Origin of the sequence: Leptospira koniambonensis, from assembly GCF_004769555.1 — a bacterium.
In the GTDB taxonomy this organism is placed as follows: Bacteria; Spirochaetota; Leptospiria; order Leptospirales; family Leptospiraceae; genus Leptospira_B; species Leptospira_B koniambonensis.
Genome location: NZ_RQFY01000004.1, coordinates 441,080 through 458,178, shown reverse-complemented (window position 1 = coordinate 458,178; position 17,099 = coordinate 441,080). Strand labels below are relative to the sequence as shown.

General features: G+C 39.0%; 17 protein-coding genes. 10 read left to right on the top strand and 7 right to left on the bottom strand.

Annotated elements, in window-relative coordinates; translation table 11 throughout:
- The first annotated feature begins 100 nt into the window (after positions 1 to 100).
- From zapE to EHQ52_RS06115, 4 genes are all read left to right on the top strand, one after another.
- Entirely contained in the window at positions 101 to 946 is an 846-nt protein-coding gene (gene zapE, locus EHQ52_RS06130; RefSeq protein ID WP_135614362.1) for an AFG1/ZapE family ATPase, read from the top strand.
- Entirely contained in the window at positions 946 to 1,398 is a 453-nt protein-coding gene (folK, locus tag EHQ52_RS06125; RefSeq protein ID WP_135614361.1) for a 2-amino-4-hydroxy-6-hydroxymethyldihydropteridine diphosphokinase, read from the top strand. Before zapE ends, folK begins: the two co-directional genes overlap by 1 nt.
- A 1-nt stretch (position 1,399) precedes the next feature.
- Positions 1,400 to 2,200 carry a 3-methyl-2-oxobutanoate hydroxymethyltransferase gene (gene panB, locus EHQ52_RS06120; protein ID WP_135614360.1) on the top strand — a complete coding sequence of 267 codons (801 nt, stop codon included), beginning with the start codon at positions 1,400 to 1,402 and terminating at the stop codon, positions 2,198 to 2,200.
- Positions 2,201 to 2,303: 103 nt separating this feature from the next.
- Complete coding sequence (locus tag EHQ52_RS06115) at positions 2,304 to 3,446, top strand: N-acetylneuraminate synthase family protein (RefSeq protein WP_135614359.1); 1,143 nt, start codon at positions 2,304 to 2,306, stop codon at positions 3,444 to 3,446.
- Between the two features lie 16 nt (positions 3,447 to 3,462).
- Here EHQ52_RS06115 and EHQ52_RS06110 read toward each other — a convergent pair whose 3' ends face one another.
- Positions 3,463 to 3,810, bottom strand: coding sequence for an Hpt domain-containing protein (locus EHQ52_RS06110; protein WP_135614358.1), 348 nt, complete (start codon positions 3,808 to 3,810; stop codon positions 3,463 to 3,465).
- Positions 3,811 to 3,963: 153 nt separating this feature from the next.
- Here EHQ52_RS06110 and lpxA point away from each other — a divergent pair, with 153 nt between their 5' ends.
- Entirely contained in the window at positions 3,964 to 4,743 is a 780-nt protein-coding gene (gene lpxA / locus EHQ52_RS06105; RefSeq protein ID WP_135614357.1) for an acyl-ACP--UDP-N-acetylglucosamine O-acyltransferase, read from the top strand.
- A 43-nt stretch (positions 4,744 to 4,786) separates the two neighbouring features.
- On the opposite strand, the gene EHQ52_RS06100 is transcribed toward lpxA, so the two are convergent.
- Positions 4,787 to 5,551: a M15 family metallopeptidase gene (locus tag EHQ52_RS06100; RefSeq protein ID WP_135614356.1), complete on the bottom strand. Its 765-nt coding sequence runs from the start codon at positions 5,549 to 5,551 to the stop codon at positions 4,787 to 4,789.
- Between the two features lie 215 nt (positions 5,552 to 5,766).
- On the opposite strand from EHQ52_RS06100, the gene EHQ52_RS06095 reads away from it, so the two are divergent.
- On the top strand, positions 5,767 to 6,105 hold the full coding sequence (locus EHQ52_RS06095; RefSeq protein WP_135614355.1) for a TIGR04452 family lipoprotein: 339 nt from the start codon (positions 5,767 to 5,769) through the stop codon (positions 6,103 to 6,105).
- Positions 6,106 to 6,171: 66 nt separating this feature from the next.
- Here the strand turns inward: EHQ52_RS06095 and recG are convergent, their stop codons facing one another.
- The 5 genes from recG to EHQ52_RS06070 form a co-directional block, all read right to left on the bottom strand.
- The gene (gene recG, locus EHQ52_RS06090) at positions 6,172 to 8,292 is read right to left on the bottom strand and encodes an ATP-dependent DNA helicase RecG (RefSeq protein ID WP_135614354.1); all 2,121 of its coding nucleotides are present in this window, start codon (positions 8,290 to 8,292) and stop codon (positions 6,172 to 6,174) included.
- Complete coding sequence (locus EHQ52_RS06085) at positions 8,273 to 8,668, bottom strand: hypothetical protein (RefSeq protein ID WP_135614353.1); 396 nt, start codon at positions 8,666 to 8,668, stop codon at positions 8,273 to 8,275. The genes recG and EHQ52_RS06085 overlap by 20 nt, the downstream gene beginning before the upstream one ends.
- Positions 8,665 to 9,342 (bottom strand): hypothetical protein, encoded by a 678-nt coding sequence (locus tag EHQ52_RS06080; protein ID WP_135614352.1) that lies wholly within the window; start codon positions 9,340 to 9,342, stop codon positions 8,665 to 8,667. Before EHQ52_RS06080 ends, EHQ52_RS06085 begins: the two co-directional genes overlap by 4 nt.
- 2 nt (positions 9,343 to 9,344) lie before the next feature.
- Complete coding sequence (locus tag EHQ52_RS06075; protein WP_135614351.1) at positions 9,345 to 10,343, bottom strand: metallophosphoesterase family protein; 999 nt, start codon at positions 10,341 to 10,343, stop codon at positions 9,345 to 9,347.
- A 93-nt stretch (positions 10,344 to 10,436) separates the two neighbouring features.
- Positions 10,437 to 11,129 carry a hypothetical protein gene (locus tag EHQ52_RS06070; protein ID WP_135614350.1) on the bottom strand — a complete coding sequence of 231 codons (693 nt, stop codon included), beginning with the start codon at positions 11,127 to 11,129 and terminating at the stop codon, positions 10,437 to 10,439.
- A 165-nt stretch (positions 11,130 to 11,294) separates the two neighbouring features.
- On the opposite strand from EHQ52_RS06070, the gene EHQ52_RS06065 reads away from it, so the two are divergent.
- The 4 genes from EHQ52_RS06065 to EHQ52_RS06050 all read left to right on the top strand — a co-directional run bounded on the left by EHQ52_RS06065 (position 11,295) and on the right by EHQ52_RS06050 (position 17,094).
- On the top strand, positions 11,295 to 12,296 hold the full coding sequence (locus tag EHQ52_RS06065) for an NAD(P)H-dependent glycerol-3-phosphate dehydrogenase (protein WP_135614349.1): 1,002 nt from the start codon (positions 11,295 to 11,297) through the stop codon (positions 12,294 to 12,296).
- Positions 12,297 to 12,323: 27 nt separating this feature from the next.
- Entirely contained in the window at positions 12,324 to 14,972 is a 2,649-nt protein-coding gene (locus EHQ52_RS06060; RefSeq protein WP_135614348.1) for a tetratricopeptide repeat protein, read from the top strand.
- Between the two features lie 217 nt (positions 14,973 to 15,189).
- A complete protein-coding gene (locus tag EHQ52_RS06055; RefSeq protein ID WP_135614347.1) occupies positions 15,190 to 16,518 on the top strand; it encodes a hemolysin family protein in 1,329 nt (442 codons plus the stop codon).
- A gap of 36 nt (positions 16,519 to 16,554) precedes the next feature.
- Entirely contained in the window at positions 16,555 to 17,094 is a 540-nt protein-coding gene (locus EHQ52_RS06050; RefSeq protein WP_135614346.1) for a phosphopantothenoylcysteine decarboxylase, read from the top strand.
- Positions 17,095 to 17,099 lie beyond the last annotated feature (5 nt).

Genomic DNA, 17,099 nt, shown 5'->3' with positions numbered 1-17,099 from the left:
CAGAACTTGTCAGCAGATTTTTAGGAATTCCTAGGAAATGATTGGTTCTTAGATTTCTTTCTTTCTATTACTTTCCTTTTTTCCAGTCTGGATCTAGACCATGAATTTAAAGAATTTAACCCCGATCCGAGAAGGTTCTCCCAGCTGTAAATTCTGTGCGGGAGTCGGGTTCCTTTTGGAAGAGAATGTAAAGAATTCTAGCTCTGGAGTTTTGCTACTTTGTTCCTGCGTGGGAGAATCCTGCCCTTGCGGTGGCAAGGCTCCTTATATGGTCTACGATGAAAGCCAAAATAGAATGTTACCTTGCGTTTGTCATAACGCTAGAATGGAACTCGGCAAGGTAGAATATTTGGTGAAGAAGGCAGGGATCCCAGCCAGATACAAGTACAGAACCTTAGATCGAATGGATACCACTGAACTTTCTTTCTTAGCAGCTCATGACTGGGCGAATGATATCGTGATTCAATGGAAAGAAAGAGAAAGAATACAACAAGGTTTATACCTTTGGGGTGGAACTGGTTCCGGAAAAACTTTACTTGCATGTGCTATTTTAAATGAACTGATCCTTCGCTACGGTTTGACATGCAAATATGCAAAGATCAATCGTGACTTTCTTTCTACCATTCGAGACAGTTATCAGAAAGAAAGTGAGCTGCATGGAATGGAGCAAACTATTAAAAAACAATTTGCGGATGTCGAAGTTTTAGTCCTGGATGATTTCGGAGCAAACAAAGAATCCGATTGGGCTAACTCTCAGTTATACGATTTGATCGATACAAGATATGAAGAGGAGAAGGTAACCATTCTCACTTCTAATATCCCTCCTACGGATTGGAAAGATAAAGCAGAAGGCAGGATCTTTTCTAGATTAATGGAGATGGCAAAACAAATCCATTTGGATTGTCCTGATTATCGTCTAAGTCATAGCGCTTTCGGAAATCATTGATGGATAAAAATAATCACATCGCATTTTTGTGTTTGGGAACTAATTTGGGAGATCGCGAATTATATCTTTCGGAGGCGATCCAAAAGATAAGCGCTCATCCTGAAATACAAATCCTAAAAAAAGGAACTGCTTTAAACACAGAAGCTTTAGAAGTTACTGACCAACCTGACTTCTTAAATCAACTTCTTCAAATATCTACTCATCTTTCTCCTAAAGAACTTTTGGATTTTTTATTAGGAATTGAAAATGAATTGGGAAGGATCCGCACAAGAGACAAGGGCCCTCGCGTGATCGATATAGATATTCTATCCATCGATGATATGAAAATCCATGAGAAGGGTTTACATCTTCCCCATCATAGTTTGTTCACACGTCCTTTTATATTAGAACTTTTAAATGAACTCGGAGAAGGTTCCCTCGTCCAAGCATTTGGGAATCCTTCGGAGGGATAACATGAGAGATGTTAGTAAAATATTTCCCAGAGGACCAAAACCTGTAGAGAAAAGGATCACAGTATTGACCTGCTATGATTTTATGTTCGCTCGGATCTTAGAAGATTCCGGCGTGGATTGTATTCTCGTCGGGGACACTCTGGGTGTTGTCTACCAAGGCCAGCCTACTACCTTGCCTGTTACCTTGGATGAGATGATCTATCATGCAAAGGCAGTTAGAAGAGGAGCCCCCAACACATTCGTAGTTGTGGACCTTCCATTTTTAAGCTATCAGGTTTCTTTGGAAGAAGGGATCCGCTCTGCTGGAAAGGTAATGAAAGAAAGCGGATGCGACGCTGTAAAATTCGAAGGTGGCGGTCCCGAGATGTTGGAACTTATCTATAAATTAGAAAGGATAGGCATCCCAGTTATGGGACATATAGGTCTTACTCCTCAATCTGTGAACGTTTTCGGAGGACATAAAATCCAAGGAAAAGCAGAACAAGATAAGGCCAGATTGATAAGCGAAGCAAAAGGGATCTCCGACGCCGGAGCCTTCTCCATTGTTTTCGAGCTAATACCTTCTGCTCTTGCTAAAGAAATTTCTGAATCTGTCCCAATTCCTACGATCGGGATAGGAGCTGGAGCGGCGACCGATGGACAGGTGCTGGTAATTTACGATTTTCTTGGATTGAATAAGGGCTTTAAGCCTAAGTTCTTAAAAACTTTCCTGAATGGATACGACGATGTCTCCGGCGCAGTCAAAAATTATATTCAGGAAGTGAGAAATGGAAGTTTTCCTGGGCCGGAACATTCTCATTAATTTCTTTTCTCTGCGGATTTCTTGACGTTCCGTGTGTGAAGTAAAGGCTGGAGAGAGAATCAATCCCGATTGTAAAATCGAACAAAGATAGGACGGAAGATACGTGGACATAGTCGAACTGGAGAAGGGATATCCGGAAACTGAAGCAAAAATAAAGGCTTTAGCATCCGAATGTGGGAACGCCACCGAGATTATTCGCGGAGCGGTTGTATCCGATACCATTCATTTTATCGGGGATACCCGTAAGATCTCCGACAAGGAAGGTTATGTAAAAGAACTTCCTGGTGTGACTAGAATTTGGAACGTATCATTGCCTTATAAAAATATCGCTCGTACTGCTGCTGGTAAAAACGGAGAAGTAGTCCATCGTGAAAACCGAATTGTAGAAGTTCACGGAAAAGATGGATTAGTTCGTAAGTTTGGAACTGGAAAACATATCTTCCTAGTTGGTCCGGATTCTCCTCAAACGTATGAGCAAACAGTTACTATTGCAAAACAAGCTGTAGAGATCGGTAAAAAATTCGGGATCTTAGATCGTATTATCTTTAGAGGTGGAGCATTCAAACCTAGAACTCGTCCAACTGATTGGAGAGGAATGGGTTGGGACGGGATCAAATTACTCGATAGAGTAAAAGAAGAAACCGGACTTCCTTACGTAACCGAAGTTATGGACCATACCATGGCGGAAGAAGTTTCCAAACATGCTGATATGATCCAGATCGGAACAAGAAACGCTCAAGACTTCGAACTTTTAGAAGCAGTAGGCCGCACTGGTAAACCTGTGATCTTAAAAAGAGGTTTCGGTAACGAAGCTATCGAATGGTTTTCAGCTGCAGAATATATTGCTAATCAAGGAAATTTAAATATAGTTCTTTGTGAAAGAGGAGTGAAAACTCTTTTCATCAAGGAAGGATATTGCCGTAACACTCCGGATCTGAACGTGATCACTCATGCTAAGAACCAAACAATTCTACCTGTGATCTTTGATCCAAGCCATGTTGCGGGTGACGATAAGATCGTGGTTTCCAATTTATTGGCTTCTCTTCCGTTTAATCCGGATGGATCTATTACTGAAACTTTACATGTAGAAGAGTTCCGTAAAGAGCAGATGTGTGATGCGGCTCAGGCGCTTCTAATGACTCTATACGAAAAAACTGTAGAAGCTATTTTAACCTATGAGGAAAAAATTAAACCTATAACGGATAAGGTAGATTCTTATTTTTTGGAACGTAAGGGTAAAAAATAAGTCAGAGAGTTATGACTTATTCCGGAAATTTGGGAGCTAATTCTTTTTTGGTTTGCTCCCAAAGACTCGGAAGTTCCTGACAAAGAGCTAGACAAGCTTCTAAGTTTCCTTCCTTCAATTTCAATTCAGCCTCAGTAACATTCTTCTGAACTGCCGCGAGTCCGAAATTCGCTGCTACACCTTTTGTTTGGTGCAATTCTGCTTGGAGTTCTACGTCTTTCTTTTCTTCAGTGAAACTTTTGATATTCTCTAAACGGCTGTTCATGTTCTTACGTAAAGAACGTACCATTTCTTCCAGCCAAATAATATCATCTTCATCATCGCCTTGTTTTAGGGAATCCAGACGAGACCAATCCACTAGCATAGAATTCTCCTTCCCGAACCGCGTTTGGTAAATGATTGCGGCTTCCCAAATTCGACGAAGCACTAAACCCTTTACCGACCCCAATTATTTATAGCTTGAAGAAAAAATCCACGTCGATTTTCGTATTATGGAAGATTTAAGAGGCGAAACTTAATGAAAATTCACCCAACAGCCATCGTCGATTCGAAAGCGGAACTACACGAGTCCGTCGAAGTCGGTGCGTATACAATTATAGAAAAAGATGTGGTAATCGGCGAAGGAACCGTAATTGAAACCGGAGCCCGAATTTTCGCAGGTACTAAATTAGGCAAATTCAACAAAGTACATCATGGATCGGTAATTGGAGTAGGCCCTCAGGATCTAGGTTTTGATCCTAGCACTCCGAGCAAAACAATCATCGGAGATAATAATACTTTTAAGGAATATTCCAATATTCACAAGGGAACCAAGGTAGATTCTCCCACTATTATCGGAAACAGGAACTATGTGATGGGAAATGCTCACGTAGGTCACGATTGTATTTTAGGAGATGATAATATTCTAACTCATGGTCTTGTTTTAGCGGGGCACGTTACAGTTGGCAATAAGGCTTTCATCTCTGGTTTAGTTGCAGTTCACCAATTTTGTTTTGTAGGTGATTATGCAATGATCGCTGGTTGTTCTAAAGTAGTGCAGGACGTTCCTCCTTTTGCTACTGCAGATGGGAATCCTTGTACGATCATTGGTTTAAATACTGTTGGTTTGAAAAGGGGAGGATTTTCTCCTGAAACAAGATCGGCGATCAAGAATGCATACAAAACAATCTATCATTCAGGACTGAATTATAGAACTGCATTGGATCAATTGGAGAAGGAATCAGGTCATCCTGCTGAAGTTCTACAGATCATTAAGTTCTTTAGAAATAGTGATCGTGGAGTTATGAACCACAGATAATTAAAAAGTTTCTGCGTGTTGGAACTCCAACACGCAACTTATATTAATCTATCCTGGAGCAGTCTGGGTTGATAGATATCACATATTCCAGGGGTAGGTTCCCTAAAGAGTCAGATCCCTGGAATCTTCCCTTAAAATTTAATTTTTCCTTTTTATAAGCATCTACCCAAGCTCTTTGGAATTTATTAGAAAGAGGGGCATAAGACCAATGCCATTTCTCTTCATTATAACCTTTTCCGGCTCTTTCTGATTTTGATGAATAAGGCTGGCAGAATCCGAATTTGTGAGCATTCTTTTTCATCCAGTTATAGAAGACTTCTCCTCTTCCTCCTTTTTCAAAATAAGAATTTTCCAAGGCGTTGATATCAATATCTGTTCCCCAGTGATGGCGAGAAGTGCCGGGCGCGCTGGAAAATTCTAAAATTAAGGAGATGATCTGAGAAGGACTTTTATCTTTTACAGGTAATCTCATCTTCTTCTTTCCAGAATATTTATCTTCCCATATGGATTTTTGATCTGAAAAAGATCTATACGCGGAGATTATGAATGGCTCCTGTCTTTCCTTTGGATGGTCTTTTTTATATTCTTCTTTTAATTTTAAAAATGCAGCCTTGGTTTCTTTTCGAAGGAAAAATTGTCTTGGATCTCCAGGATTTGTAAAAGATACGAGAGCCTTCTCCTTAGAAAAGTCCCCAATCAGATAAGAAATTTCCGAGACACCTTGGTAGGTTTCGTCAGTCGTTTGGGAAGTTAGGGAGAAGGTACCGAAAATCAGAACAAGTACTATACATCGGAATAGGAACGGCATAATTCCATATTCTTCTCTGGCGACTTGGGGAAAAGGGATTTTCGAGGCAGTCTCAATTTGTTTAAGACACAAATGTTACTACAGAAATTTCCGGATCTTTATGACAAACTTAGGTCCTGAAATCTGGAAATTTGTATTGAATTACTTTCGAAATTCGGTTGAAGTTAAGCTCTAATTGGAAATTTTTTGTAAAAAACAAATTGGGAGAACCCTGGATGAAAAAAATCATCACTCTTCTTCTGCCCCTGGTCTTAACGTTTAATTGTGTTCTATTCGATGCGATCGGTCTTTCCTATCCGGATACCGTAGACGGAAAGGAAGCAAAAAGTATCATTCTGACAAGTGCAGTTATTGGATCCGCAGTAAGTGGCTTCGAAATTCTTTCTATTCTTGCTCCTCAACTAGCAAAAGTAGAAGAAGATAAATACTATAATAAAGCTGATGTTGACGATTGTGCTAATGAAGCATTGATCATTAACTTGCTCACTGTGGATTTAGGTGGTTTTACTTGCGACCTAAACCCTAGGCCGACAATTATCCCGTTTATCTACTGATCCGTTCTGTAGATTATCAATTTTCGGCCGGCTGGATATTTTTAGTCGGCCGAAAATTCATCTCTCTTAATTCGAAAATAATAAAGCGCCTTCCGAAAATCTAGAAACGATTTCCGATTTTTCTAGATCTCCAAGATTCCCGAATTGATTTGCATCTTCTCTAGAGATTTCAATCCACTGGCTGTCTTCTCTTAAATCAGCTATCTTAAAGTCTGGTAATCCACTTTGTCTTACGCCTAAAAGTTCTCCAGGGCCTCTCAATTTCAAATCAGCTTCAGATAAGAAGAAGCCATCATCAGAATCTACTAAGGCTTGGATGCGATATCTTGCTTCTTCCGTAATTTTTGAATCAGAAATTAAGATACAGAAGCTTTCGTGTTTTCCCCGACCAACACGTCCTCTCAGCTGGTGAAGCTGGGAGATCCCGAATCTATCGGAATGTTCAATTACCATTACCGACGCATTTGGAACATCTACTCCAACCTCGATCACTGTAGTGCTGACTAAGATTTGGATCTCATTTTGTTGGAACAATTTCATGATCCTATCTTTTTCAGAAGTTTCCATTTTTCCATGAAGAAGTCCTACCTTGAATTCAGGAAAAACATCTTTTCTTAATGTTTCGTACGCTTCTATACAGGATTTAAGATCCGACTTTTCAGACTCTTCGACCAATGGGTAAACAATATAACATTGTCTTCCTTGGGAGACGTACTTTTGGATAGATTTATAAACTCCGGATCTTTTTCCTTCTGTGAACCATAATGTTTTGATAGGGATCCTACCGGCTGGGCGATTTTTTAAGGTCACGAGTTCCAAGTCACCATATAAGGTAAGGCAAAGTGTTCTTGGGATAGGAGTTGCAGTCATTGCAAGAATATCCGGATTTTTTCCTTTGGATCTTAATGTTTCTCTTTGTTCCACTCCGAACTTATGCTGCTCGTCTATGATTGCAAGTCCCAGATCTTTGAAGATCACATCTTCTTGGAAAACACTATGAGTTCCTATTATAAATAGGGATTCTCCAGTTTTGATCCTGAATATTTTTTCTGCCCTGGTTTTTTTAGGTTCTTTTCCAACTAAAAGTTCTATTCTTAGGAAAGGCATGTTTCCTAAGAAGTTCATTACAGTTTGGTAATGTTGTCTGGCTAAAATTTCTGTAGGAGCCACCATGCAGACTTGAACTTGATTGTCTGTGTATTTGAGTGCTGTAAGAAGTGCGACCAAGGTTTTTCCAGAACCCACATCTCCTTGCAATAGGATTGCGGCAGGAGTATCCGACTTGGTCCATTCTGAAATTTTTGCTATGCTATCTTTTTGATCCGGTGTTAACTCGAAAGGTAGATTTTTGATCAAATCCTTTGCAGTTTTGGATTCAGGCAGAGGCCATAAAAGCCTGGGAACTTTTGCTCTTTGGGAACGTTTATACTCTATCAAAAGATTGAAATAATATAATTCTTCGTATTTGAATCTAGTCCTTGCTCTTCCTAATTGTTCATCTTCAGTCGGAAAATGGATCTCATTATATGCCTGGGCTCGATCCATTAAATTTCTTTTTTTGACAACTTGTGCAGGTAGGATTTCCTGAATTCTGCCCTCTAAAAGTTTTAATGCAAAGTGTATAAGTTTACGAAGTTCTCTGGAATTGAGATGTTCATCTCTCATTGCTTCCGTTGTAGGATAAAGAGGAATGATACGGCCAGTGTGAATGCTCTCAGGAAGATCATCTTCTGAAATGTCGGAGTTCCCACCATAAGATAGAACTTCGTAATCCGGATGCATGAGTTGGAATCCTCTGAAATATTCCAATTTACCAGTTACAGCTACAAGAATTCCAGGTTGGAATACTCTGCGAAAAAATTGGATACCTCTGAAGAAAACTAAACTGATCGGCTCATTGTTTTTTGTTTTTGCAGAAACTACTAGTCTGGATTTTTTTCCGTGAGCCAGATAAGAATCGATTACTTCTAAAATTAAGGTAACTGATTCACCTTGTTTGAGTAGAATATTTTCTGTTAAGTTCCGATCTAAGTATCTGCGTGGAAACCATCCTAAAAGATCTTGGATAGTTTTGATCCCTACGGATTCTAAAACTTCCTGTTTTTTAGGACCCACACCTTTTACGACTCCAATGGAGCTAGTTAGGGAAATGGTAGAGTTTTTTTTATCAGAGACCGAGTTCTTCATCCTGGACTGGTTTCGGTTGAGGAGAATTTTGTATAATCTCCTCTGGAGCCGAACTTGAATCATCCAATCCTAGGTAACAGTAACGGCAACCATAAATCCGCGCTTGTCGTTTTGCTCCGGGAGTTGCAGGTTCAAAAAGAACTGCGTATAAGTATTCATTCTTATCCAAGAATCGACCACAAACAGGACAAAGTCTGGGGCGGGGAATGTTCGGATCCCAATTTCCACCGTATACTTTTCTTGGATTTCCGTAATCTTTGTCTTTAGGTCGTTTGGAATCTTTTTTATCCAGACGTTTTGTATCTACAGTATATAAAACATGGAAGAAGATCGCGGCCGCTGCTAAACAAGCAACTAAGGTGAGAAAGGTGATCATTGTTTCAGATAATCCTTTATTTTCTCCGCCATGGAACCAGGCAATTTAATTCCCTTATCAGCTAATCTTCCCGCGTATTTATGAAATGAATAAGTATGTTGAGAAGACTTAATAATCCCTTCGAAACATTCTTCTAATGATTCTGAAATTTTTTCCCAAAGAGGAAGATTATCGGAGATCATATTTTCGTATTTATGAAGAAGTCTACGATTCACTCCTCTACAAATGGATCTGTAAAAACAAAAACGGATGAGCAAAGCAGATTCAGCATTCTTATCTTTTATATCTTTTTCCAATTGGTTCAGATTGATACAGTCTACGATTTCCAATTTATAAGCTTGTGAATTATGTTCGAAGGTAACTAGGTTCAGGAACATATGTTTGAAAAGTGCAATTTTATAACAATTTTCCAGTCCACATTCTCCCATTCTGCCTTCTTCACATCTAGTATACATTACTATGTCTGTGTCTGAATCGGAAGTTGCTTGGCCGAAATTTAAGGAACCTAATATATCGAATGCTACCTCGTCTCCACCATAGTTGATTAACTTATTAAATTTTTTGAAGTCTTCTATTCTTTCTCTGGATACTCCAGTCTCATGAGATCTAAAAAATTTTTTTAGACCTACGAATTTTACAATATTAGAGTTTGAGCTGAGTTTTGGAAGAGTCATAACTATCGGATAAAATCTTCCGCCGGAACTTCTGAGTCATTGCTTGCATGGACAAGCTCTAACTTGTCTCCAGAGCAATCGACTTCTAAAAGGTGGCGAATTGAGTGATCCGATAGTCTATTCAGTTTTACATTTTTTACAAGATTGTTTTCTATTTCTATTTCAGAGAAGAAGCCTCCAGGTTGAAATCCGAAGACTGAATCAACCGGTCCAAAATTAGAAGGATTCAAAAACACTGTTTTTCCTTTTTTTATGATCCCTTGGTCTTCATGAACATGACCAGAGACAACTAAGGCGGGAGAATAATCATCTAAATATCTTCGGATCCCTTGAGAGCCTACATTTCCAAAACTTGGGATCTTATCTAAAAATCCGTACGCTGGATTATGAATTACAACAACATCTGGATTTTCTTCTTTGAAGAAGTCTTCTGGTTCGCTGTAATTTTTTCCGTTACGATTATACTCGTGGAATTTTACGGCTAATTTTTCCGGGATCCCTGAAGTGATTACTGGAGCTCCACCATAACCTGCAAATTTTAATCCTCCCATATCGAAGGTTTTTCTATGCAGGTCTCTTTCGTATAACGCGGAGTATTGAAGATCTATATCATAATTTCCTGGTAATAACCAGACAGGAGCTTTTGCGTATTTTTGGATGATGATCTCGATGAGTTCGTATTTTTCCTTCATCGTTTTTGCGGCTTGGTGGAATAATCTTCTGTAATCGTGGGATTTTTCTACCACGTTAGGCTGGTACTTCTCTGGAAAACGTACTGCTCTTGTTGCGTAATCATAAGGATTGATCTCTTCTTTGACATCATCCATGATACGATACATGTCTTCTTGGAGTGTTACAAATTCGATGATACGTTCTGGATTAAAAAAGGCTTTGTAGATAATGTCGCCGGAGAATAGGTACAAGTCGCATTCGGTTCCCATAAGGACTTCTTTCAATCCTCTGAGCCCGTCGTGGATATCGGTGAGGTAAATGATCCTCATTTGGACTTATCCTAATTTTATGTTAAACGACTTGAAGCCGTTTGACCCTTTCTATACTGATTCTTGAAAAACCCGTGATAATGTCCAATCTTTCTAATCCCTCCACAGCATGAGCATGCTGTCTTCATTCTCCGAAATCGGTTCTACCCTTAGATAGTCCGGACCAAAAAAATCCAATAATGGTTTTAAAATTGTATTAGAGCGCACGAATAAGAATACATTTCCTTTTTCGGGGATTACTTTTTGGACTGAAACAGCTCCAGCTACTTCTGGAATTTCTGCTAAAAAATAATTTAAGTCGACTCTGATCTCATTCCCCACTTCCGTAAGGGATAATATTTCAGGAATTTCTTCGACTATTTCTTCTAATATTAGTTTTCTATGGAATTTGAAAACTTTGGAAAAAATCCGTATTGGATCTATAGATCTTGGGTTATGATCATAGAGTCTAAACGCTTCTATTCGAAACACCACTCTGTTTCCGTCTACCTTTACAGGTCGTAAAGAGAGTTTATATCTGATATGATTCGTTCTTAAAATTTTGGACCAGGCCAGTCCTTGGATAGAATAATGTCCGGAAAGATATAAAACACCCCGACCTGAATCCATCACTAGGGACTCTAGATCTTCTGTGCCCTCTACCACTTTTTTTTGCAGAACCTTATTCAAAGAATGAAGTAAAACGGCGATCCTGTAATTGCTCTTTAAGGCTTTTTCTTCCAAGGAATTTTTTCCCGTCAGAAAATCTAAAAGATTGAATCCCGAAAGTTTCCGCAAATCGAGCATGGAAGAACAAAGTTAATCCTGCGGATTTGGTCGGTAAACTCATTTCTGTTTTATACCAAAATAAGAATGGAAAGGCCTTTGTTTTTGCTGCTTTTTTTTCTTGCCGTTTAGGCTTTCCAGGTCAGGATCATCACTCCTTAGGGTTAGTCGGGGAAAGGGTATCTCATGCAAATCGGCGTTATCGGATCTGGAAGTTTTGGTTCTTCTTTAGGTGTGTTGCTGGCGGACAAAGGTTATGATGTTACCATTTGGGGAAGGAATTCTGGGCTGATCCAAGAGATTAATGAGAACCATCGGAACGAAAAATATCTACCAGGCATAGATCTTCCTAAAAATTTAAAAGGAAGTACAAGTTTAGAAGAAGCCGTACGTGATAAGGACATGATCGTTTCTGCTCCTCCTTCTCACGCAATCACTGATATTCTAAAAGAGATTAAATCTTTTCTACCGGAAAAGGCTCCCATCGTTTCCGCAAGCAAAGGAATAGAAAATGGAAGTCTTAGACTAGTTTCCGAAATTTTTGAAGCAGAACTTCCAGGCAAATTTCATAGCAGATTATCTTATCTTTCTGGACCTAGTTTTGCAAAAGAGTTGGTCAAACGTGTACCTACGATAGTGAGTATCGCATCTAAAAATGAAGCAACTGCAAGAAAGGTACAGGAAATATTCAGTTTCACATATTTTAGGACCTATTGGACTCCAGACGTGGTCGGAGTAGAAGTTGGCGGCTCTTTAAAAAATGTGATCGCAATTGCTGCAGGAGTTTCTGACGGATTAGGATTCGGACAGAATACTAGAGCCGCTTTGATCACCAGAGGATTAACCGAAATTTCCAGACTAGGAGTCAAATTGGGAGCGGATCCTCTTACATTTTTAGGACCTTCTGGAATGGGAGATTTAATCCTTACTTGTTGCGGAGATGCTTCCAGAAACAGGACTGTAGGTTTCAGATTGGGAAAAGGAGAAAGTTTGGATTCTATCTTAGGCGGAATGGTAGAAGTTGCAGAAGGGGTTAAAACTGCAAAAAGTGGATTCGAATTATCCCAGAAATTAGGTATCGAAATGGCAATAACCACCGAGGTGTATAAAATGCTTTACGAGCATAAGAATCCGAAGGAGGTTGTTAGAGATTTAATGGGCCGGGACTTAAAAAGAGAAGGTCTATAAACCGCTCTTAAATCGCGATCGATTCCCTTGCAAAATGCAATTTTAAATATTCGTAAAGTAGGCGGCATTAGCCTAATTTTCAAGTATATTCCATTTTTATTAATTTCATTCTGTTCTTTTTGTACATCGCTATCTGCTCAGACCCGTAATGATTACGGTTGGACAGGTTCTCCAGGTAATTTTTATCTTTTGATGGATGGCAAAAACGTCCTAACGAAGGAAACTGATTTTAATTCCTTTCCAGAAGGTCTGAATGCAGTCCAAAAATCAGAATTTGCACTATTAGCTGGTGAATATTTACTTCTTAATAAAGATTCCGGAAAATTTTCTAACCTTATCAATTCTATTCGAAAGGAAAAAGATCTAGGCTTCGCAGAAGTTCTTCTACTTTATTTTCAAGATATTTACTTCTCCAAGAAATCAAATGGGGAAAATTTCCTAAAAGTTTGGAATCCTCCTGCTGGAGACACTTACCAAAAAGAATTAGTAGAATCTACTCGTAACGTTCTTCTTTATAAGAAGCCAGCGGATAAGATCAAATGTTCTCCCAAAAAACAATATTATTCACTTTGTAGAATGCTTCGTCTCGGAAGTTATATGGCGGATTTCAAACTTTCTGATCCGAACCATGATAGAGAATATACAAATTTGCAAAGAATACTTTCTCCTTTTCCTGGGGTTACTGATCCAGAGGAGAAGGAGCTAAAACATATTCCTTTCTTATCTAATTTTCTTCCTAATATTGCAGATTATCTTTCGGAGTTAGGATTTGCAAGAGACGCGATCCAATTTTCTAAAATTGGTATTGTTTCTGAAAATTTAGGTGGAAGAATGCTTTCTCATTCTTACGAAAAATTGGCGTATTATTATTTGGTGGATGGGGATCCGAATTCTGCTGAAAAAGTTTTAAAGTATATAATAGAAAGACAAGGGGAAATGGCTCCCGCTTATAAAAATTCATTATATTTGAAGTTAGGAACTCTTGCATATTTGCAAGGTGAACCTGCAAGAGCACTTGAATATTATTTGAATTTAGATTTTTTACACTGGTCTACTAAGATACTCCATCCATTCTTAGGGGAACCGATTCCGATAAATAGCGCTCGCGATCTAATATCTGTTGCAGTTTGGAAATCTAAAAATTCTCATAAAGCTGTAGATGCTCTACAATCAGTTAGCACTCCTAAAAATCTGACAGAAGATGATCTATTTACTAAATTAAGAATTATTCAAATACTTTCAGAAGACGAACCTGAAGTAGCTTCTAAACTTGCAATGGATCTGAGCTTTCTCGCACAAAGTAAAGGGTGGAGAAGAGTAGAATATTCCGCGACATTGCTTCATGGGTTTTTGCAGTTAAAAACGAATAATCTTAGAAAAGCGATCATAGAGTTTACTAAGGCGGGCGGTATTTTAAAAGAAGATCCTTCTTATAAAGAAGAATGGATCCGTTTGAATGGATTATTTCTTTCTCATAAGGAATCTTCGAATCTAAGAGGAGTAAAAAGTTTCTTAGACCAGGCGCTTAAAATTTCTGCTTCAGGTCATACGGATGATAAAACTTTTGAGATCAAAAATTATCTCCCTCCTTCTTTCGGAAGTAAAAGTTTAGAAAATTCTGCAATTGATTTTTATACCAGACATGGTTATACAAACGATCTACTTTCTTTTATGATCCATTATGAGGAAAATTCTGAACTTCAAGAAGATGATTCTCCTCCTGACCTTGCGATCCTTAAAACTCATAATAGAATTTCTAAATATAAAGGATTTTATCCTCCAGGAAGAGAACCTTGGAAATCTGCTTGGTCTGAAATGAGAACCAAAGAATCTTCCCGCATTAGGGAAGAATCAGATCCTCTTAAAAATGCAAATTTCAAAAAGTTAACTCACCCGTTGATTGCAGTTTTTGTAAAGGATAAGAGAGTATTTCTATTTCATAAAGACGGAGATTCTTCCGAGCTGGAAGCAAGAGAGCTGAATACCGATAATCCTACTAGCTATACTGCTCAATCTGCTTTTAGAAGTGCGATGGAATCCTTTTCTAAAAAGGATAAAATCCAAATTTATTTGAATTCACCTGGAGTAGAAGCAGCAGAATATCTTAGAAAGGAATTCCCTGATTCTGAAATTAAATTATTCCTAAGATTTGATAAAAGAGACGAGTCTGATTCTGCTAAAAAAGTGTTCGGACCTGCTTGTGAGAATCTTTTCCCTAAAAATCTTCCGGAAGGGGAAGGCCATTTAGGCTGGCAGTCTTTTCCATTACAATATTATGATGGATCTAAATTGCTCCAAGGGAAGTCAGCTTTACTTGTTTGGAATATGAAAGTGACTTCTAAATCGCCTAATGGACTTAGGGATTATGAATGGTCCTGTGGATCTGATTCTATTTCTTTCAGAAAGGCAAAGCGTAGATTAGATTTTAGGAATTTGCCGGATAGAATTGCATTTACAAAGGATTCCCTTAGTGGTTCCGGCTGGGGAGACAAATCTGAGGACTTTTTGGACTGGGCTAGGTTCTGGCTGTCTGCAGGGACTTCTCGCCTTTATTTTGTTAAATATTGGAATCCAGAATCGGAATCCGACATAAATTTATTAGAGAGACTCGCAAATGAAAATGGGGACCCAAATCTGAATTCCAGAGTCCTCAAAATGGTTCGAAATGCAGAATAACCCGCTTAAACCCGGTTCGATAAAAGAGCAAATTTTCATTTTTTCGTCTCCAAAACACTCGACAATGCACCGTTTTTCAGGGATGGTATCACAGATAGATGGACCCCGACAGTAGAAGCCGGAATTTTCCGGACCAAAGCCATATTTTTCCCACCTTGTTTTATTCTTTCGATCTAGCAATCTGCCTAAATTTTATATTCGAAAGATCTTACCGTTAATGGACGTGATTGGATTTTTCGTAATACTTCTTCTTATCTTTGCCAACGGATTTTTCGTGTCCGCAGAGTTTGCCCTGGTCTCGATCAGACCTTCTCGTTTGGAAGAATTGATCAGGGACGGCAGACCTATGGCCGCTCTCACTAAAAAAGCGGCAAGCATGTTGAATGATATGCTCTCCGTCTGTCAGGTGGGGATTACAATTGCAAGCTTACTCTTAGGTTGGGTGGGAGAAGGTTATCTATCCAGCTGGATTGAGCCTATTTTTCACTACGCAGGTTATCCGGATTCTGACTTAACTGTTCATGGCGTTGCAGTAGCGATCTCATTTGCATTGATCACATTTTTGCATATTCTTTTGGGAGAACTTCTTCCTAAAACAGTTGCGATCCAAAAGACGGAAACCATGGCCTTGGTTACAAGTGCTCCTATATTCTTCTTTTATTATTTATTTTTCCCTATTACGTTTTTCTTAAATGGAATGACTACTTTCCTTTTGAGAATGATCGGATTTAAAGAAGATTCTCATCGTATCATACATTCTCCAGAAGAATTGATGATCTTGATCCAAGAGCAGAATAAACAGGGAAATATTGATCAGGAAGAATTCCAGATCATCCAAAATACTTTCCAGTTTTCCGAACATTTAGCTAAGGATGTGATGACACATCGTTTGAGTATTGTAGGAATTCCTGCGGACAGCCAAATGGATGGGGTTCTTTCTATTATCGCAGAACATCATTTTTCCAGATATCCTGTGTATGAAGGAACCACTGATAATATAGTAGGTATCATTCACGTTCAGGCTTATCTTGCTTGGCTTTCTGAATCTAAACGAAACAAAAAAGCAAAAGTAACTACAATCATGCAACCTCCTATCGTGGTTCCAGAAGGTATGTCCATCGAGAAGGTTCTCCAGAAATTACGGGTCGCAAAACAACATATGGCGATCGTGATCGACGAGTATGGTGGAGTTTCAGGACTACTAACTATGGAAGACATAGTGGAAGAAGTTTTCGGCGAGATCCGGGACGAGACTGACGATCATGAAACAGATGCAGTTCCATCACATTCTCCCGATGCATTTGATATTGATGGAGAAACTGAACTCGACGAATTAAAAGAGATCCTAACAGGTATCGAAGAAGACGAGTTAAACGATATCCGTACTATCGCAGGTTTTATTTTAGAGAAGTTAGAAGATATGCCTAAGGAAGGAACTGAAGTCGCAATCCCCGAAGGTAAACTGACCGTAGAAAAAATGGACGGGAATAAGATCATGACCGTTCGTTTTACTAGACTTTCTGCTCCTTCTTCCTTTGCGATTTAAGTTGTAAATCTACGAGATTGGTTTTGGATCTGTACTATGGACAAAAAGGATATTCTGATTGCAGTCAGCGGAAGTATCGCAGCTTTTAGAGCCTGCGAACTTGTGCGTAATCTTACTAAAGAAGGTTATCCTGTTTCTGTGATCATGACCCAGAATGCTACCAAGTTTATTGGTCCGATCACATTCGAGGCACTTACAGGTAAAAAAGTCCAGGTAGATGAATATGAGCAGGGAATGGCTCATATTGATGCAAGAAATCGTGCAGCTGTAATCGCTGTTGTTCCTGCTACCGCAAATATTATCGCAAAAATGGCGAATGGAATTGCGGACGATCTTGTAACTTCTACCTATCTCGCTGCGAAATGTCCTGTATTAGTTGCTCCTGCAATGAATCCGAATATGTTCACTCATCCTGCCACACAAAGAAATCTAGCACGTTTGAAAGAAGACGGAGTGATTATCTTAGATCCCCAAGAAGGAGTTGTGGTCTGCGGTGACGAAGGTTATGGCAAACTTGCAGATGTTCCAGTAATGCAAAAAAAGATCCTGGAACAGTACCTAAAAACTTCTAAGTAAGATAT